Annotated in this window: 19 protein-coding genes and 1 tRNA gene; 10 read left to right on the forward strand and 10 right to left on the reverse strand. The window is 66.0% G+C overall.

The window, feature by feature from the left end:
• Positions 1-102 precede the first annotated feature (102 nt).
• The 4 genes from ACTJJM_RS16205 to ACTJJM_RS16220 all read right to left on the reverse strand — a co-directional run bounded on the left by ACTJJM_RS16205 (position 103) and on the right by ACTJJM_RS16220 (position 4356).
• Positions 103-1641, reverse strand: a complete 1539-nt coding sequence (locus ACTJJM_RS16205; RefSeq protein WP_440865812.1) for a PH domain-containing protein — start codon at positions 1639-1641, stop codon at positions 103-105.
• On the reverse strand, positions 1638-2138 hold the full coding sequence (locus ACTJJM_RS16210) for a PH domain-containing protein (RefSeq protein ID WP_043397520.1): 501 nt from the start codon (positions 2136-2138) through the stop codon (positions 1638-1640). Before ACTJJM_RS16210 ends, ACTJJM_RS16205 begins: the two co-directional genes overlap by 4 nt.
• A 75-nt stretch (positions 2139-2213) precedes the next feature.
• Positions 2214-3350 carry a GTP cyclohydrolase II RibA gene (gene ribA / locus ACTJJM_RS16215; protein ID WP_125437638.1) on the reverse strand — a complete coding sequence of 379 codons (1137 nt, stop codon included), beginning with the start codon at positions 3348-3350 and terminating at the stop codon, positions 2214-2216.
• Positions 3351-3435: 85 nt separating this feature from the next.
• The gene (locus ACTJJM_RS16220) at positions 3436-4356 is read right to left on the reverse strand and encodes a lauroyl acyltransferase (RefSeq protein WP_010481197.1); all 921 of its coding nucleotides are present in this window, start codon (positions 4354-4356) and stop codon (positions 3436-3438) included.
• A gap of 62 nt (positions 4357-4418) precedes the next feature.
• Here ACTJJM_RS16220 and dtd point away from each other — a divergent pair, with 62 nt between their 5' ends.
• The 4 genes from dtd to ACTJJM_RS16240 all read left to right on the forward strand — a co-directional run bounded on the left by dtd (position 4419) and on the right by ACTJJM_RS16240 (position 7706).
• Complete coding sequence (gene dtd, locus ACTJJM_RS16225; protein ID WP_049436896.1) at positions 4419-4859, forward strand: D-aminoacyl-tRNA deacylase; 441 nt, start codon at positions 4419-4421, stop codon at positions 4857-4859.
• Between the two features lie 90 nt (positions 4860-4949).
• Entirely contained in the window at positions 4950-6803 is a 1854-nt protein-coding gene (rpoD, locus tag ACTJJM_RS16230) for an RNA polymerase sigma factor RpoD (RefSeq protein ID WP_010481200.1), read from the forward strand.
• Between the two features lie 476 nt (positions 6804-7279).
• A complete protein-coding gene (locus tag ACTJJM_RS16235) occupies positions 7280-7411 on the forward strand; it encodes a hypothetical protein (protein ID WP_019338915.1) in 132 nt (43 codons plus the stop codon).
• 219 nt (positions 7412-7630) lie between these two features.
• A tRNA-Ile gene (locus ACTJJM_RS16240) sits at positions 7631-7706 on the forward strand.
• A 178-nt stretch (positions 7707-7884) separates the two neighbouring features.
• Here the strand turns inward: ACTJJM_RS16240 and ACTJJM_RS16245 are convergent.
• Together ACTJJM_RS16245 and ACTJJM_RS16250 are read right to left on the reverse strand one after the other, a co-directional pair.
• Positions 7885-8268, reverse strand: coding sequence for a hypothetical protein (locus ACTJJM_RS16245; protein ID WP_049452913.1), 384 nt, complete (start codon positions 8266-8268; stop codon positions 7885-7887).
• 79 nt (positions 8269-8347) lie between these two features.
• Entirely contained in the window at positions 8348-8917 is a 570-nt protein-coding gene (locus ACTJJM_RS16250; protein WP_227199693.1) for a YcxB family protein, read from the reverse strand.
• Between the two features lie 151 nt (positions 8918-9068).
• On the opposite strand from ACTJJM_RS16250, the gene ACTJJM_RS16255 reads away from it, so the two are divergent.
• From ACTJJM_RS16255 to ACTJJM_RS16270, 4 genes are all read left to right on the forward strand, one after another.
• Complete coding sequence (locus ACTJJM_RS16255; RefSeq protein WP_049452909.1) at positions 9069-9488, forward strand: H-NS histone family protein; 420 nt, start codon at positions 9069-9071, stop codon at positions 9486-9488.
• A gap of 101 nt (positions 9489-9589) precedes the next feature.
• Positions 9590-10576, forward strand: coding sequence for a glycoside hydrolase family 43 protein (locus tag ACTJJM_RS16260; protein ID WP_227199694.1), 987 nt, complete (start codon positions 9590-9592; stop codon positions 10574-10576).
• 58 nt (positions 10577-10634) lie between these two features.
• Positions 10635-11060 (forward strand): hypothetical protein, encoded by a 426-nt coding sequence (locus ACTJJM_RS16265; protein ID WP_010481243.1) that lies wholly within the window; start codon positions 10635-10637, stop codon positions 11058-11060.
• Positions 11060-11746: a hypothetical protein gene (locus tag ACTJJM_RS16270; RefSeq protein ID WP_019336339.1), complete on the forward strand. Its 687-nt coding sequence runs from the start codon at positions 11060-11062 to the stop codon at positions 11744-11746. The genes ACTJJM_RS16265 and ACTJJM_RS16270 overlap by 1 nt, the downstream gene beginning before the upstream one ends.
• A gap of 24 nt (positions 11747-11770) precedes the next feature.
• Here the strand turns inward: ACTJJM_RS16270 and ACTJJM_RS16275 are convergent, their stop codons facing one another.
• Both ACTJJM_RS16275 and ACTJJM_RS16280 read right to left on the reverse strand, forming a co-directional pair.
• On the reverse strand, positions 11771-12163 hold the full coding sequence (locus ACTJJM_RS16275; RefSeq protein WP_019336340.1) for a DoxX family protein: 393 nt from the start codon (positions 12161-12163) through the stop codon (positions 11771-11773).
• Positions 12164-12293: 130 nt separating this feature from the next.
• Positions 12294-12962, reverse strand: a complete 669-nt coding sequence (locus ACTJJM_RS16280) for a glutathione S-transferase family protein (protein WP_071305906.1) — start codon at positions 12960-12962, stop codon at positions 12294-12296.
• A gap of 127 nt (positions 12963-13089) precedes the next feature.
• Here ACTJJM_RS16280 and ACTJJM_RS16285 point away from each other — a divergent pair, with 127 nt between their 5' ends.
• A complete protein-coding gene (locus tag ACTJJM_RS16285) occupies positions 13090-13506 on the forward strand; it encodes a hypothetical protein (protein WP_440865813.1) in 417 nt (138 codons plus the stop codon).
• A 7-nt stretch (positions 13507-13513) separates the two neighbouring features.
• Here ACTJJM_RS16285 and ACTJJM_RS16290 read toward each other — a convergent pair whose 3' ends face one another.
• Complete coding sequence (locus tag ACTJJM_RS16290) at positions 13514-14317, reverse strand: AraC family transcriptional regulator (RefSeq protein ID WP_125437646.1); 804 nt, start codon at positions 14315-14317, stop codon at positions 13514-13516.
• A 7-nt stretch (positions 14318-14324) separates the two neighbouring features.
• On the opposite strand from ACTJJM_RS16290, the gene ACTJJM_RS16295 reads away from it, so the two are divergent.
• A complete protein-coding gene (locus ACTJJM_RS16295; protein ID WP_193390868.1) occupies positions 14325-15275 on the forward strand; it encodes a DMT family transporter in 951 nt (316 codons plus the stop codon).
• 8 nt (positions 15276-15283) lie between these two features.
• On the opposite strand, the gene ACTJJM_RS16300 is transcribed toward ACTJJM_RS16295, so the two are convergent.
• Positions 15284-16312: a hypothetical protein gene (locus ACTJJM_RS16300; protein WP_049453022.1), complete on the reverse strand. Its 1029-nt coding sequence runs from the start codon at positions 16310-16312 to the stop codon at positions 15284-15286.
• Between the last annotated feature and the right edge of the window lie 143 nt (positions 16313-16455).

Here is a 16455-nt window from a genome sequence, read left to right on the forward strand (position 1 = left end):
CCCCCCCCCCCCCCCCCCCCCCCCCCCCCCCCCCCCCCCCCCCCCCCCGCTACAGTAGATCCACGCCATGCGTGGATGCGCGGCCGGGATCCGGCCCCGCCGTCACCAGCGCAGCTTGCGCCGCGCGAGTGCTGCGGCCAGCTGCTCCATCACCTGTTGCGCCTGTGCCTGCGGCAGATGGTGCAGGGTCAGCGCCACATCGCCATGCGCGCCGGCGGTATCCAGCTGCAGGCTGCTGGTGCCCAGCAGCCTGTCCAGCGGCGAGCGCTGCAGGCGCAGGCCCTGCACCTTGTCCAGCTCGGCCCAGCGCCACCAGCGCTTCCACCAGCCGCCGCGCACCGCCACATAGTGCTCGTCCAGGGACCAGCCCATGCGCGCCATCTGCCGGTGCGCGACCAGCAGCGCCACCGGCAGCCACGCAAGCACCAGCAGGCCCCATGGGCCCCAGCGCCAGTACGCGGCCGCAGCCAGCAGCGGCACCAGCAGCAGCGCGCCCAGGCACAGCCGCCACCAGCCGCGCTGCGGAATGGACTGCCACTGCGCGGGTGGCCACTGCAACTGTGGCAGCAGGTGCTGCACCAGCTGCTCGCAACGCGTACTTGACGCCAGCGGTGCCAGTTCGCGCAGGGCGCGGTCCTCATCGCGCGCAGGGCCACCGGCGGCGCTGTCGATGCGCAGCTGGCGCAGTCCGAACCAGCGCTGCAACGTACCTTCGCGCAGCGTCCAGGCCTGGATGCGCCGGCGCGCCACGCTGCTGCGGGTGCGGCTGAGCAGGCCAGCCGAAACGGTCAGGCGGCGATCCTGCTCGCTGAGGGTGAAGCCGTGGTAGCGCAGCAGGGTCAGCACCACCGACAACACGCGCAGCGCCAGCCAGCCCAGCAACAGAGCCGCAGCCAGCAGCAGGAACGCGCCGGCCACGCCGGGGTGCAGGTGGCTGGCGTAGCCGAAGGCCTCGCGTCCACCGCGCTGGAGGGCATCGTCCATCACCGGCCGCGGGACGGTCTGGAACAGGACACCGAACGCGGCGATCGCCAGCGCCCAGCCACGGTTGGAGAGCAGCCCCATGCGCACCACGTCCCAGCTCGACAGGCGCAGCAGTACCTGTTCGGTGTCGGCCTCGGTGATCGAGGCGGCGGCGACAACGTCGGCGGCCTGCGGCGCCTGCCCGCGCTGGCGCACCAGTCGTTCCAGCGCCAGCGCCTGGTCCAGCTTCAGCACCCGCATTTCGGCTTCTGGACGCACGCCGCCGGCCGATTCCAGGCGCAGCTCGGCCACACCGAACAGGCGGTGCAGCGGGTTCTGCCGGACCTCCACGTTGTGGATGCGCGCAAACGGAATCTCGCGCCGGTTGCGCGCCAGCAGACCGCTGCGCACGGTAATCGCATCGCTGCCGATGCGGTAGCGGTAGCTGAGGTACTGCAGCACCGACACCAGTACCAGTGCGGCAATCGCCGTCAGCGGAATCAGCTGCGCCCACATCGGGTCGTGGTCACCCCGCTGGCCGAACACCAGCAGCGCGACCAGCGGCAGGAAGTAATGGCGCAGCTGCATCAACAGTACGAACAACCATGACCACGGATGCAGGCGGTGGTCCTCGCCACCGGCGGGCAGCGCTGCAGGCAGAGGTGGTGGCAGGCTCACAGGGCGTCGGCGTCCTGGTCGAGCTGATGGGACAGGGTGTCGCGCAGGCGCTCGGCATCCGCCTCGTCCAGGCCGCTCACGGTCACCGCGCTCATGCGGGTGCCGGCGGTGTGCACGATCAGCGTGGCCAGACCGGCGCGGCGTTCCAGTGGCCCGCGGCGCAGGTCCAGGTGCTGCACGCGCGACAGGGGAATGCGCGTTTCCAGCTGCCACATCAGGTCTCGCCGCAGGCCCAGGCCCTGTGCGTCCAGCCGCCAACGGGTGCGGACCAGGCGGCGGTGGCCGAGCCACGCACCACATGCAGCCCCCACCAGCAGCCCAAGGGCTGCGACCCACACGCCACCGGGCAGATCGAAGAACCACCATGCAGCGGCCAGCGGCAGGCCTGGCACAAACAGGCCACCGAAGGCACCTTCCAGTGCGGCCAGCCGCGAGGCGCGGCGCGGCAGCGACTGCCAGGCATCGGTGGGCGGAGCAGTAAGGGGAACGTCGGTCACGCGGGCTCCGTCAGGTGGCAGGGCGGGCGGTGGCGGCCGTGGCCGCACCGCGCAGACGGTAGCAGGTCGGCTGCGTTACTGGGCAGCCTGGATCAGCGCGTCCACATCCAGCAGGTGGCCGGCACGATCGGCCTTGGTGCGCAGGTAGTGTTCGTTCTCGGCGGTGATTTCGCCGGTGACCGGAATGCAGTCCAGCACTTCGATGCCGGCATTGCGCAGGCGCTGCGCCTTGGTCGGGTTGTTGCTGAGCAGGGCCACGCGCGAAATGCCCAGGCCACGCAGCATGGCCACCGCGCTGCCGTAGCGGCGCTCGTCGGCACCGAAGCCCAGCTGTGCGTCGGCGTCGATGGTGTCCAGGCCGTCGTGCTGGTAGCCGTAGGCGCGCATCTTGGCCGCGATGCCGGTGCCACGGCCTTCCTGGTCCAGGTACAGCAGCACGCCGCCCCCCAGTTCCTTCAGCTTGCGCAGGCCGCGCCGCAGCTGGTCGCCGCAGTCGCACTTGAGCGAGCCGAACAGGTCACCGGTCAGGCACGAGGAGTGCACGCGCACCGGCACCACCGCCGACAGGTCGGGTTCGCCGACGACGATCGCGACCTGGTCACGCTGGGCGACGCCGCCGCGGAACACCGCGAACGTGGTCATGCCGACGTCGCGCAACGGCACCGGTGAACGCGCCACCAGTTCGTAGTCGTGGGCCGCATGTGCTGCGCCTTCGGCGAGGTCGCACAGCGCCACCTCGGAAGCGCCATCGAAGGTGCGGTCTTCGGCGTCCAGGCGCACCGCCACCATGGCCGGCAGCAACAGGCCAAGGCGGGCCAGTTCCACGGCGCCTGCATCGAAGGCGTCACCGGCACTCCAGCCGTCCGGCATCGGGCCCGGTTCGCGCAGATAGCCCAGCGAGGGCAGGGCGTCGAAGGCAACACCGGCCAGCGGCAGGCGCGCACCTTGCGGGGCCTCCACGCCAAGCACGCGGGCGCGGGTGGCGGTCAGGAACAGGTAATGCCGCTCGTGGGCGGCATTGGCGAAGGCAGCGAAGCTGCTGGCCGTGGCGCTGTCCAGCGCGATCACCGCCAGGCGCTGGCCCTGGCCATCGTGGAGCAGCACCGGGCGACCGGCACGCAGTTCGGAAACCGCGCGCTCGCAGCGGATCGCGGCCGGATCGCCGAACAGGGAAGAAGCAGCAGGCATGGCAGGACCGGGGGAGGCGGACATCGCAGTCTCTATGGGGGCGCCGGCGTCGTATTCAACGTGGTGCGGCCGCCGGTCGCAGGGGCCGGTGGCCTGAGTGGAGCGGCCGTCAGTGCGGGTGTTCCTCGGTCGCGTAGGGGTCTTCCTCGCCACTGCCCGATGGTCGCAGCGTATAGCGCTTGTAGGTCCACTGGTACTGCGCAGGGTCGCGGCGGGCGATGCGCTCGATGCCTGCATTGAGCGCGGTAGCGGCCACCTGCGGGTCCGGGTCGGCCACGGCGGGGTCGGTCGGTTCGATGTGCAGGGCGAACTCCATGTCCGGCCCGATGCGCTCGCACCAGCCATACAGCACGGTGGCGCCGGTACGCTCGGCCAGCCGGTTGACCAGGGTCATGGTCAGCGCCTGCACGCCGAAGAACGGCACGAACACCCCATCGCCGGCCTTGGGCTGCTGGTCGGGCAGGATGCCGGTGGCACCGCCGTCCTTGAGCACCTTGAACAGCTGGCGCACGGCCGGGCCTTCGGCACGCACCTGCTGTACGTTCTGGCCGCCCCGCACCAGCTGCAGGAAGGCATCGCTGGCCTCGTCCTCCGGTGGCTTGTAGACGATGGCGATCTGCCCGCGCGAGGCCAGCCACTGGTTCAGCAGCTCCCAGTTGCCGAAGTGCGGCGCCGCCACGATTACGCCCTTGCCGCTGGCCAGCGCCGCGTCGTACAGGGCCTCGCCGTGGCGCTGCTTCAGGTGCAGGCGCAGGTTGTCGGCCGGCGCCTGGCTCCACAGTCGCAGGGTTTCGATGGCCTGCAGGGCGGTGGAGCGCAGCAGCTCCCGGTGCAGGCGGTCGCGCGCGGCGCCCTCCAGGTCCGGGTAGGCCAGCTCCAGGTTGCGCCGGGTGACGCGGCTCTCACGGGCGTTGAGACTGATCCAGGTCCAAGACAGGGCACGGGCGACTCCCCGCAGCAGCGGCCAGGGCAGGCGGGCGAACAGGGTGGTGGCGCGGTAGACCAGCCGGGCTTTGCGTTGCGGATTCATCGGCGCCAGTTTAGCCAAGGGCGCTGCTATCGTGGCCGGCCGTGTTCATTGGAAGCCCCCGCATGCTCGTCCTGATCCAGCGCGTCAGCCAGGCCGCCGTCCACGTCGAGGGCGAAGCGGTTGGCCAGATCGGTCCGGGCCTGCTGGCGCTGGTCGGCATGGAGCCGGGCGACAGCGAGGCCCAGCTGCAGCGAATGGCCGAGCGCCTGCTGGGCTACCGGGTGTTCGCCGACGAGGCCGGGAAGATGAACCGTTCGCTGCGCGACACCGGCGGCGGCCTGCTGCTGGTCAGCCAGTTCACCCTGGCCGCCGACACCCGGTCGGGCATGCGGCCCAGCTTCACCAGCGCCGCGCCGCCGGCCGAGGCTGAACGCGGGTTCAATCGATTTGTCGAGATCTGTCGTGAAAATCACGCGCCAGGGGTGGAAACGGGCCGATTTGGTGCCCATATGGTCGTCAGCCTGGTCAATGACGGTCCCGTGACCTTCCTTCTCAGGCCCTAGGCCGCCGGGACCACCGCCCGGCAGGCCGGGCCCCGGGCTGGTATAATGCTACGTTCCCTATTTCTCCCTAGCCGGTGGCGCGAGCACTACATGGCCAACGAACGTCCTGCCCAATCCGAAATCAAGCAACTGATCAGCAAGGGCCTGGAACAGGGCTACCTGACCTACGCCGAAGTCAATGACCATCTGCCGGACGACATGGTCGACCCGGAACAGATCGAAGACATCATCGGCATGATCAACGGCATGGGCATCGATGTCCATGAAGTTGCGCCGGATGTGGAAACCCTGCTTCTCAACGACGGCAACACCGGTAACCGCGAAGTCGATGACACCGCGGCCGAAGAAGCCGCCGCCGCACTGAGCGCGCTCGACACCGAAGGTGGCCGTACCACCGACCCGGTGCGCATGTACATGCGCGAAATGGGCACCGTCGAGCTGCTGACCCGCGAAGGCGAAATCGCCATCGCCAAGCGCATCGAGGAAGGCCTTTCGCAGGTCCAGGCGGCCCTGGGCCAGTTCCCGGTCTCGGTCGAGTCGCTGCTGACCGACTACGAAGCCCACAAGGAAGGCAAGAAGCGCCTGGCCGAAGTGATCGTCGGCTTCAACGATCTGACCGATGAAGAGCCGGCACCGCCGGCGGCCGCTGCCGATGACAGCGCCGATGCCGACGCCGAAGGCGACGAGGACGAGGACGACGATGTCGACGGTGGCGATGAAGAAGCCGCACCGACCGGTCCGGATCCGGAGGAAGTCGCCGCGCGCATGCAGGCGCTGAGCGATGCCTTCAACGCTTTCAAGAAGGCCGCGACCAAGGGCGACAAGAAGAACCTGCCGCGCCTGCGCGAAGAAATGTCGGCGGTGTTCGTCACCCTGAAGCTGCCGCTGCCGCTGACCGATGTGCTGACCAAGCAGCTGCGCGACACCATGGCGTCGATCAAGGCCCATGAGCGCCGCGTGCTGAACCTGGCCACCGTCACTGCACGCATGCCGCGCAAGGACTTCATCCGTTCCTGGGAAGGCAACCAGACCAACCTGGAGTGGGTGGAAGACGCACTGAAGCGCAAGCAGAAGTGGTCGTCGGCCCTGCGCGAAGTGAAGGACCAGATCATCGCCGAACAGCAGGCGACGATCGACATCGAGAAGCTGACCCAGCTGGACCTGGAAGAGCTGAAGGAAATCAGCCGTGCCATGGCCTACGGTGAAGCCAAGGCGCGCAAGGCCAAGAAGGAAATGGTCGAGGCCAACCTGCGCCTGGTGATCTCGATCGCCAAGAAGTACACCAACCGCGGCCTGCAGTTCCTGGACCTGATCCAGGAAGGCAACATCGGCCTGATGAAGGCCGTGGACAAGTTCGAGTACCGCCGCGGTTACAAGTTCTCGACCTACGCCACCTGGTGGATCCGCCAGGCGATCACCCGCTCGATTGCCGACCAGGCGCGCACCATCCGTATTCCGGTGCACATGATCGAGACGATCAACAAGTTGAACCGCATTTCCCGCCAGATGCTCCAGCAGTACGGCCGCGAGGCTACGCCGGAGGAGCTGGCCAAGGAAATGGACATGCCGGAAGACAAGATCCGCAAGGTGATGAAGATCGCCAAGGAGCCGATCTCGATGGAAACCCCGATCGGCGACGACGAGGATTCCCATCTGGGCGACTTCATCGAGGACACCAACGTGGAGTCCCCGATCGAGAACACCACCAACATCAACTTGTCTGAAACCGTGCGCGACGTGCTGGCCGGCCTCACCCCGAGGGAAGCCAAGGTGCTGCGCATGCGCTTCGGCATCGACATGAACACCGACCACACCCTTGAGGAAGTCGGCAAGCAGTTCGACGTGACCCGCGAGCGCATCCGCCAGATCGAAGCGAAGGCCCTGCGCAAGCTGCGTCACCCGAGCCGCTCGGAGCAGCTGCGCAGCTTCCTGGATATCGATTGATTTCCAGGTAGTGCCGAGCCCATGCTCGGCAAGTGGTTCTGTCAAGAAGAACCCCCGCTTCGGCGGGGTTTTTCTTTGGTGGCGGTGGGGCGTGGCCGGCGGATTCGTAACGGGATTCGTATTGATTACGTAACACTATTCCGGCGACCGAGCCTCCAAGGTCGCGTGGAATTCATCTCCAAACAATGATTTGCGGAATGCCGTCGGCGATTGGGACGCGGTGAGTGCCGGAATTACGTAACACTATTCGTCCCATAATTCACCACTCGGTAGAACCGGGCAATGCCCCGGGGAACTGCCGCCTGTCGCATATGCCATTTGAATTCACTCAATGGCGGCCGCAGTCTGGCCGGGCAGATGCTCAACACATCACGTGGGCGGGCCGGACATCACCGGCACCGATGCAGACGCGCAGCAGGTCGTAGGCGCCATGTACGCACTGCTGCTCTGGTTAGTCCTGTATCTGGAGCTACGCCATGAACGATGTAGAGAACGACGCGCCCGATTCCCCGCGAGACGATTTCACGCCGCTGCTGGACCGGGATGAGGTACTGCAGGATGAGCGCGAGGATCGACTTGGGTTCGCCCGGCGCACGATGCGCTGCTGACGCTTTCTGGCTCGGAACTGGTTGATGGGTTTGGTGGCAGTAAGCAGTCGGGGCTGGAAGGGGCGCGAAGAACCGTCGCGCTCTTTCAGGCGCATCTACGCCAGATGCAGCACTTCGCGGAGATTGCGGAGGTGCGGCTGGAGCAGGTGGCCAATGCGTTGGCAGTGATGCCTGAGTAGCCGGGCGGGGGGGCGGTCCACTACACTGTGGCGCTGCGCAGGGCCTATAGCTCAACGGTTAGAGCAGGGGACTCATAATCCCTTGGTTTCAGGTTCGAATCCTGATGGGCCCACCACACTGATCTCCGGCGGAGTCCAAGAGCATCTAGCAAGGGTTATTGATGCTGGATTTGGAGCAGTTATTGCGTCTATTGATGTTCAGTGGCATCCACGAAGAAAGTGAGTGAGCGCTGGTCATGGCGAGATGGCTTTCCATCAGGACTCATGAAATCGGGGATGTTCGCCGGGCTCGATCTACTTCGTGCGGGCACCGCATTGCGTGGCGGCCTCGATGTAGCGTGCCTGCCGGCGCTTCAGGAACTTGCTGTAGAACTTGATCTCGCTTCCTCCTCCAGCCTGAGGGGTGATCTCAACAAACTCTGCCGGGACGCCGCCGTTGGAAGTGGACACGGAGTAGCCATCGGAACGGGGCTCAATGACGTACTGCCAGTGCGATCCCCCAATGCTCACCTCTCCCCACGCATCGCGTACGCAAGTGGCCGCAGCCAAGGGATTCTGATCGGACGAGAATGTCGCGACGTGTCCAGTGCGTCGCATGTCGCCGACGGAGGTACAGGCGGCCAGTAGCAATGTGATTCCTGTCGCTGCCATCCTGAGGTGATGAGTCTTCCCTTGCATGCGCTGTCTCCGTTATACGCAACGAACTGTGACGTGTTCATTGGAGAGCTGCAATGTTTCAAACGTTCGGTAGATACGCTCAGCCCGCCGCGCGCGAGGCCAATCTCCGGAATTCATCCATCTGCGCCTGGCCGTTGAACCATGCTTTCGGGAGAACCTCGAACATGACGTCCGAGTGGTAGAGGAGCAGCACTTCCTCGTTCTCCCCCACCTTGGCGTAATCCGACCACCGCCGTTTGGCCTGCACATGCTCGGACGCAACGCTGAGCCACTCTTCGTCCCAGCTATAGGTGTAGTGGGCGTGCAGACTCGCCTGTTGACGGTGGATCTTGGCCACCTGACGGGGCAGGGTCAGCCTGGACTGGGCGAACGCACTGATCGCGCCACCGACGCCGCCGCAGACCAGGATAAGGCCAGAGAAGTGATGGTCCGTGGCAAGAGCGACAACGCCGATCACCGCACATGCCAGCAGGACCCCTACCAGCACCTTTACCGTCTTCCGCCGGTGCAGGCGAAGTGCGTGGAGATGATGCTCTTGAGTAAGCGTTCCGGAGATCATCCTTCTTTCCTTGTGGTATCGCCATGAATCGAGACGTTCCTGAATCCGGCTAATCCTTGACGCATCATCATTTAGGGGGATCGGATTCATGACATTCTGTCATTCCGTGGGATGGCCGAGAATGAAACTAATCAAATTATCCCGATCTCATGCCGGCAGGCTGCAGAGGGTGGCCGTCGGCAAGTGCTGCACCTATAAACCAAACTTGACACCCAGCCCGCCGCAGTAGACCTTTCCCCGCATGACTATCGATATCGAATCGCTCAGCCTTCGGGAGCTGGGCGCACTGGTGGCTGCGGCCGAACAGCGCAAAGCGCTCATCACCACCCGCCGCCCGGCCGCGGCCGTGCGCCGCCTGCTGAAGACCGCTGCCGCCGAAGCTGGTTACACCATCGAAGAACTCTTCGGCGATGAAGCCGCAGAAACCGCCGCACCTGCGCGCAAGTCCGCCCGCCGTAAAACCGGCAAGGTCGCGGCCAAATACCGCGATCCGGAATACAAGCGCCTGACCTGGACCGGCCGTGGCCGCATGCCGCGCTGGCTGGCCGCCAAGGTATCGATGGGCCACAAGGTCACCGATTTCCTGATTCCTGGCCTGGCCAGGCCGACAGCGGGCAAGACCAGCAGCATCGGCAAGCGCACCGTCATCAAGAAAGCCTGAGGCCTTCGTCCCCTTCCCGCCCATGGGGTGAGGCTGCCTTCGCAATCCGCATCTGAATCGATCTAATATGCTCCCATCCATCCAGAAGGGGAGCGCACGGCATGGCGTTGGGCAAGTGGATGATGGCCGCCTGCACGGCAGCGGCACTGGCAACGGGCGCGCAGGCCGCGCCGCCGGCCACCTCGGGTAATCCGATCCTGCAGGGGTGGTATGCCGACCCCGAAGCGACGGTATTTGCAGATCGCTACTGGATATTCCCGACCACCTCGGCGGACTACGATGCGCAGATTACGTTCGATGCCTTCTCGTCGCCTGATCTGGTGCATTGGACAAAGCATGCCGACGTCCTGAACGCCAGGAACGTGCCCTGGGCGAAGCGCGCGATGTGGGCGCCGTCCGTCGTGGAAAACAACGGCAAGTACTACTTCTTCTTCGCCGCCAACGACATCAAGACCGATAGCGAGCTGGGTGGCATCGGCGTGGCGGTGGCCGACCGCCCGGAAGGGCCCTACAAAGACCTGCTGGGCAAGCCGCTGGTCGGCGCTTTCCATAATGGTGCGCAGCCCATCGACCAGTTCGTCTTCAAGGATGACGATGGCGCCTGGTACATGATCTACGGCGGTTGGAAGCGCGCCAACATCGTGCGCCTGAAGGATGATTTCACCGGCGTGCTGCCGCTGACCGATGGTTTGCTGTTCAAGGAGATCACCCCGGCGCCGGAATACGTGGAGGGCCCGCTGATGTTCAGGCGCGGAGGCCGCTACTACTTCATGTGGTCCGAAGGCGGTTGGGGTGGCCCGGATTACTCGGTGGCCTACGCCATCGCCGATACACCCACCGGGCCCTTCAAGCGCATCGGCAAGGTGCTGCAGCAGGACGAGGCCATCGCCACCAGTGCCGGCCACAACTCGGTGATCAAGGTGCCAAATAGCGACCGCTGGTACATCGTCTACCATCGCCGGCCGCTGGGTGACACCACGCGCGACCATCGGCAGACCGCCATAGAACGCCTGGAATTCGATGCGCAGGGGAACATCCTGCCGGTGAAGATCACCCGCGAGGGTGTGGCCGCCGATCCGCTGCGCTGAACCGTACGAGGGCCAACCGCGCTACCCTGCGCGGGTCCTTACCGCAGAGAGCCACAGCATGGCACATAACGGCAGCACGGCGATCGCGCCGAGGGTCCTGTACGTCGCGGGGGCGGCAGCGGTGCTGATCAGCCTGTTGGCCTGGTCGGTGGAATGGAGTGGGCTGGCCTATGTCTGCCCTTACTGCCGCGTGCAGCGCACCGTCATCGGCGTGCTGGGTCTACTGATGATGTCTGCACGGCCGGGTGGCATCGTCGTGCCGTGGCTTTCGAACGCGATGGGTGGTTTCGCGTTCGTGGTCGCGGCGATGCAGCACTTCAACGGCTGGAAGCGAATCTCCGCCGGCGAATTCAGCTTCAATGCCCAGTGGTACATCGACCCATGGCTGCTGTCCGGCTGCGCGATGCTGATCCTGGTGGCACAGCTGATGCTGGTGCAGGCGGCCTGCCGGCGCCCGGTGCACGCCGCTCTGGAGGCCGCATGATGCGCCCTGCCTGCGCGCTGGTCCTGCTGATTGCATTCCACAGCATTCCGGCGCGTGCGGCCGAAGATGCCGGAGCGCCCAAGCGGCCTTCGGTGGAAACCCTGCAGCGCCTGATCGTGGACAAGGCTCCGCAGACGCGGATCGGGACGCCCGACAACGAGCGCATCACCGCGCGTCGCATCGATATCGTCGATGACCAGGGCGTGATCCGCATGACGCTGTCCGGGAAGACGCCGGCGCCGATCATCGATGGCATCCAGTACAAGCGCGCCTTCAACGTGGCCGGCATGGTGCTGTACGACGACAAGGGCAGCGAGCGCGGTGGTTTCGGCACCGCTGATGTCGACGGCGGCATGGCGGTGCTGGCGCTGGATCATCCGGCGATGGATGCGATCGGATGGCGGGTGTCTCCCGATGGCCAAGTGAGCTTCTCGATCAACCAGGCACCGAAGCTGATACGCGAACCCGCGCTCGGGAATGCGTTGATTCCCGGTGTGCAGGCGCCGACCCGCATCGGCCTGGTGGTCGGCGCCGATGGAACGCCGGCCATTGCACTGAATGACAAGGCGGATCGGCCGCGACTGCGGTTGACCGTCACGCCGGAGGGCTACGGGGCGATCGAGTTCCTCGATGCGCAGGGCAAGGTGGTCCACACGCTGGCGCCGGAGGCGGAGCTCCGTCGCTAGCGTGGCGAGCCTGCTGGCCGGTACCTATGCGCCGCGTCCCCGGCCGTCGATGCTGTAGCGCCCGGCTCCAGTGCAGGCCAGCAACAGGAAGCCACCGGCCAGGCCCAGATTCTTCAGGAACATGATCTGCTGGGTCTGGTCGCCGAAGTTGTGGTGGAAGATGAAGGCGGTGACCAGGCTGAAGCCCACCAGGACGATCGATACCAGCCGGGTCTGGAAGCCGAGCAGGATGCACAGGCCGCTGCCGATCTCGAAGGCGATGGTCGGCCACAGCAGGATGCCGGGCACTCCCATTGCTTCCATGTAGCCCTGGGTACCACTGAGGTCGCCAAGCTTGCCCAGGCCGGAGACCAGGAACAGTGCCATCAGCAGGATGCGCGCAAGCAGGAAAGCGAGCGAGTGCGAGGAAGTGCTCACAGTGAAGTCCTTGAGGGTGTCCGACCCCCGCGATCGGAGCCCACAGGCAGTGAAGCCCGTGTATACACCACACGGCTGCCTTCCGGTTTCCCGCGCGGCCGGGGACCTTCGAATGCCGAAGGAGGCTGTCTCAGTCATCCTTTGGTGATGGCGCGTCTGTGCTTTGCAGGAATACCTGCAGCTGCGCGGCAAACGCACGCTGGTAGGCGGGGCGTTGCGTTGCACGGCCCACATAGGCAGCCACCTTCGGGTATTCGTCGAGGAGGCCGCTGCTCTTCAGGCGCAGCAGCACCGAGACCATCATCAGGTCGCCCACGCTGAAGTCGCCATCCAGCCACGCCGCCGTGCCCAGCCACGCAGACAGCTGCGAGAGACGCATCCGCACGCGCTCGTCCAGCATCACCAGCCGCTGTGAATACCAAGGTAGTTCGCGTTCCAGCACCCAGGCCATCGAGCGTTCGACGATGGGCGGTTCCACCGTGTTCAACGCAGCGAAAACCCACATGATCGCGCGCATGCGTGCGTCCGGATCAGCGGGGAGCAGGCCGGCATGCTGTTCGGCCAGGTGCAGGACGATTGCGCCGGATTCGAACAGGACCTGGTCGCCGTCCTGCCAGGTGGGGATCTGCCCGAAGGGGTTGCGCGCCAGGTGGACGGGCTGCTTCAGCTCGGCAAAGCTGAGCAGCTGCACGTCATAGGGCACGGCCAGTTCCTCCAGCGCCCAGCGTACGCGCATGTCACGGGCCAGGCCCTGGCCGCGGTCGGGAGAGGTGGCGAAGGCGGTGAGGATCGGGCACATCGGGGCACTCCTGCAGGCTGAAAGACCCGCCTTTCCTTCTCCGACGAACGATGGGGCGGGAAATCGACAACCTTCCCGGGGCGCCGGGCGATACACTGCCCGCCACCCATCAATCCTGTGCCTCCTCATGTGGCAGCGCCGCACCTCCCTGGCCGAACTGCAGCGGCAACGCGATGTGCTGCAGGCTGAGATGGATGCGGATGCCCAGCGACGGGTCTCACGGCTTCCGCCGGATGATCTCGTGGCAGCGCTGATGCCGCAGGCGCACCGGCTCCAGGAGCTCAATCAGCTGATCCTGCGGGCTACACCGCCGCGTGAACTGATGAAGCGCCTGAAGGCGCTTGAGCGACAGCTGCTCGAACCCGTTGCACAGAGCGCAGGCGTGCGGAAGGAGCTGGAAGATGAACTGCGCGATCTGCACCTGTACTTCAGCAATCCGCGCCGTCGCCCCTTGACGGCGAAGGTCCTGCTGATCCTGTTGGCCAGCGTTCTGGCCGCCTTGTTCCTGCCGGGGCTGCTTGTGGACCTGCTGGTCGCTCTCTAGGCCGCGCTCACCCCGCCCGATGCAGCTTCCTGTACTGATCCGGCGTGCACTGCGCGTGCCGCTTGAACATCTCGGCGAAGGCGCTGACGCCGGAATAGCCCAGCTCTTCGGCGATCCGGCTGATCGGCCGGCGTGTACACAGCGCCTCGGTGGCGCGCACGAACTTCACCCGCCCACGCCAGTCGCCCAGCGACATGCCCAGTTCGCTGCGTGCCAGGCGCTCCAGCTTGCGCACGCTCATGTGGTGCCGCCGCGCGATCTCGGCAACCGATTCGGTCGCCGACAGGTGTTTCTCCATGTACGCCATCACCTGCTTCAAGGTATCGCTGCTGGCGATCGGCAGGAAACTGGGCAGCACAGCGGCATTGACGATCTGGTCGATCACCACGGCGGCCATGCGCCGCTGGACCGGTGTCTGCGGATCGGTCACGCCCTGTCGTGCCAGTTCATGCAGCAGTTCGCGCAGCAGCGGGCTGACTTCCAGCGCACTGCAACGCGTGGGCAGCCGGCGTGAAAGCGCCGCCGACAGATAGGCCGAGCGGTAGGCCAGCTGCGAGCGGTTGCGTGAATAGTGCGCCATTCCTGCTGGAATCCAGATCGCGTAGTGCGGCGGCGACACCATCCACTCGCCGTCGATCTTCATCTCCATCACCCCCTGCGCGACGAAGTTGAACTGACCCCACGGATGGCTGTGCGTGCCCCAGTCCGTGGGCTCCATCGCGCCCTGCCGGAAGTAGATCGGGCCGGGCAGCTGGCGGAAGGTGGGGATCGGCTCCATCGATTGCCGCAAGCCGGGGTCGGGGTGGCGCATTTTCGGGATGTCCTCAATATACGCCAAGCGTACGCTGGCCATTCCCCCACGTACACCTGCACGCGTGAACTATCTCTTCCCGATCTTCGCCTGCCTGCTGTGGGGCGCGAACACCATCGTGACCAAGCTTGCTTCGGGCTCGGTCGGTCCCATCGATATCGGCTTCTTCCGCTGGCTGGTCGCGGCGGTGGTCCTGCTGCCATTCGCGCTGCCGCGGCTGCGCGGCAATCTGCCGACCGTGCGCGCCAACCTCGGGCGCTTCCTGGTGCTGGGCTGCCTGGGTGGGGTGATGTACCAGTGCCTGGCCTACCATGCGGCGCACTTCACCTCGGCCACCAACATGGGGGTGATCCAGGCGCTGATTCCGTTGATCGCGCTGGCGCTGTCACGCGTGTTCATGGGCCATCCGGTGCGTGGTACTTCCATTCTTGGCGCGGTGATCTCCACCGCCGGCGTGGTGGCGGTGGTATCGCAGGGCGACCTGGCACGGTTGGCGGCGCAGGGCCTGAACCGCGGAGACGCGATCATGCTGATCGGCGCATTGGCCTTCGCCGCCTACAACGTGCTGATGCAGCGCTGGAAGATTCCGCTGTCGGTGCTGGAGTCGCTGTTCCTGCAGGCCACGGCGGCCTCGCTGATCCTGCTGCCACTGCAGTTGCTGGTCGGTACCGGGGTGAGCAATCTGACCGCCGTTGGTTGCATCGGCTTCGCGGCGGTCTGTGCCTCGATCCTGGCGCCGCTGACCTGGATGACCGGACTTTCACGCCTGGGCGCTGCGCGCGTCTCTGGCTTCTTCAACCTGGTGCCGATCGTGACCGCCGCGCTGGCCGTGCTGCTGCTGGGCGAATCGCTCAGTGGCTGGGTACTGGGCGGTGGCCTGCTGGCGGTGTCCGGCGTGGTATTCGCCGAGTACAGCGCCAGGCGCGCTGCTGCGGTGCCGAGCGAGCAGCCCGCCTAGGGCTTCGGTCATGCGGGGTATGTGTTCCCGCTCAGCGCCTGTTCCACCCGCTGTTCCAGCGCGTCTGCATCATGGCCGCGTTTGCCCTGCAGGCTGAGATACAGCGAAAGCGGGTCAACCACATCGCCGATGCTGGTGAATGCCGGCGGATAGGCCCAGATCTGCAGCCGTGCGCTCTGGACGCAGTCCGGGCCGGGCATGGGAAGTGCACCCAGCAACCGCCACGCATCGATGTGCAGCGCGCGGGTGCCGCCGATCGCGGGCGGTGACGTGTCAGCAAGCGCATCGAGGCCCGCCGTCGGCGCCGGGTGCCCGGCATCGCGGAGCGCCTCGGCGGTCGGGCCCCAGCAGACATCCACTTCCTTCAGGATGGGGGAACGCAGGAACGGCTGCGCCCTGGCCCAGACCTCGTCGCGGTTGCCGGCCAGCTTCAGGAAGCGCTCGCGGCCACCGGTGGAGCGTTCAACCAGGCCGCGACCAACCAGTTCGGCAGACAGGCGCGACGCCGTCATCGAGGTGTAGCCGGCGGCAGCACTGATCTCGCGCGGCGACCACCAGCGCGACTGGCCGCTCAGCAGCACGTGGATCAGCACGGCCTGCGCCGAAGGCAGCAGCGAGATGGCCTTCTTCTCATGATCAGGGTCGTCGCGGAACTCAATGGCCAGGCTGGGCGCGAACAACTGGGTGTGCGGGACGACGAAGTCGATGTGGTTCTCGACCAGGAAGCGGCGCTGGGTCGGCGTGAGATAGGGCGAGACGTACAGCACCAGTGCATTCGCAGCAGAGCGCAGGCAGCGTACATCCTGGATCACACGTGTGCTGGATTCGCCGGGCTCGCGGGCCACGGCGAGCATGGCGGGGGTTTCCCCGTACAGCATCAGTCCGGCGAGGTGGTAGCGCGATGCCATTGCGTGGGGAATGGCGTGCAATGAAGCAAGTGGATGCACTGCCGAGGCCAGCCCGGGGAGAATCCTGCGCAGGTACCGCTGCGCGTCAGCGACCAGGTCGGTCAGGCCGGTGCGAACTGCCGTCGTCATCTCGTACTTCCCTTGCGGCGGCGCGTCCGGAGGGTCGGAACCCGGCCACATCGCCACACTCAGTGGTGAACCTGGAGACGGGTGTGCAGCGTCGGGGCGCGTGGCGATCCATGCGGTCCTGCTCCTTAGCCGTCATGACATCA

The sequence above is a fragment of the Stenotrophomonas sp. 22692 genome, from assembly GCF_052045015.1.
In the GTDB taxonomy this organism is placed as follows: Bacteria; Pseudomonadota; Gammaproteobacteria; order Xanthomonadales; family Xanthomonadaceae; genus Stenotrophomonas; species Stenotrophomonas geniculata.

Coding starts and splice junctions, on each gene's coding strand:
- ACTJJM_RS16220 (WP_010481197.1), bottom strand. CDS start 4,356: ATGAATCCGCAACGCAAAGCCCGGCTGGTCTACCGCGCCACCACCCTG.
- ACTJJM_RS16285 (WP_440865813.1), top strand. CDS start 13,090: ATGTGGCAGCGCCGCACCTCCCTGGCCGAACTGCAGCGGCAACGCGAT.
- ACTJJM_RS16290 (WP_125437646.1), bottom strand. CDS start 14,317: ATGCGCCACCCCGACCCCGGCTTGCGGCAATCGATGGAGCCGATCCCC.
- ACTJJM_RS16235 (WP_019338915.1), top strand. CDS start 7,280: ATGAACGATGTAGAGAACGACGCGCCCGATTCCCCGCGAGACGATTTC.
- ACTJJM_RS16270 (WP_019336339.1), top strand. CDS start 11,060: ATGCGCCCTGCCTGCGCGCTGGTCCTGCTGATTGCATTCCACAGCATT.
- dtd (WP_049436896.1), top strand. CDS start 4,419: ATGCTCGTCCTGATCCAGCGCGTCAGCCAGGCCGCCGTCCACGTCGAG.
- ACTJJM_RS16280 (WP_071305906.1), bottom strand. CDS start 12,962: ATGTGCCCGATCCTCACCGCCTTCGCCACCTCTCCCGACCGCGGCCAG.
- ACTJJM_RS16265 (WP_010481243.1), top strand. CDS start 10,635: ATGGCACATAACGGCAGCACGGCGATCGCGCCGAGGGTCCTGTACGTC.
- ACTJJM_RS16255 (WP_049452909.1), top strand. CDS start 9,069: ATGACTATCGATATCGAATCGCTCAGCCTTCGGGAGCTGGGCGCACTG.
- ACTJJM_RS16295 (WP_193390868.1), top strand. CDS start 14,325: ATGTCCTCAATATACGCCAAGCGTACGCTGGCCATTCCCCCACGTACA.
- ACTJJM_RS16260 (WP_227199694.1), top strand. CDS start 9,590: ATGGCGTTGGGCAAGTGGATGATGGCCGCCTGCACGGCAGCGGCACTG.
- rpoD (WP_010481200.1), top strand. CDS start 4,950: ATGGCCAACGAACGTCCTGCCCAATCCGAAATCAAGCAACTGATCAGC.
- ribA (WP_125437638.1), bottom strand. CDS start 3,350: ATGTCCGCCTCCCCCGGTCCTGCCATGCCTGCTGCTTCTTCCCTGTTC.
- ACTJJM_RS16250 (WP_227199693.1), bottom strand. CDS start 8,917: ATGAATCCGATCCCCCTAAATGATGATGCGTCAAGGATTAGCCGGATT.
- ACTJJM_RS16300 (WP_049453022.1), bottom strand. CDS start 16,312: ATGACGACGGCAGTTCGCACCGGCCTGACCGACCTGGTCGCTGACGCG.
- ACTJJM_RS16245 (WP_049452913.1), bottom strand. CDS start 8,268: ATGCAAGGGAAGACTCATCACCTCAGGATGGCAGCGACAGGAATCACA.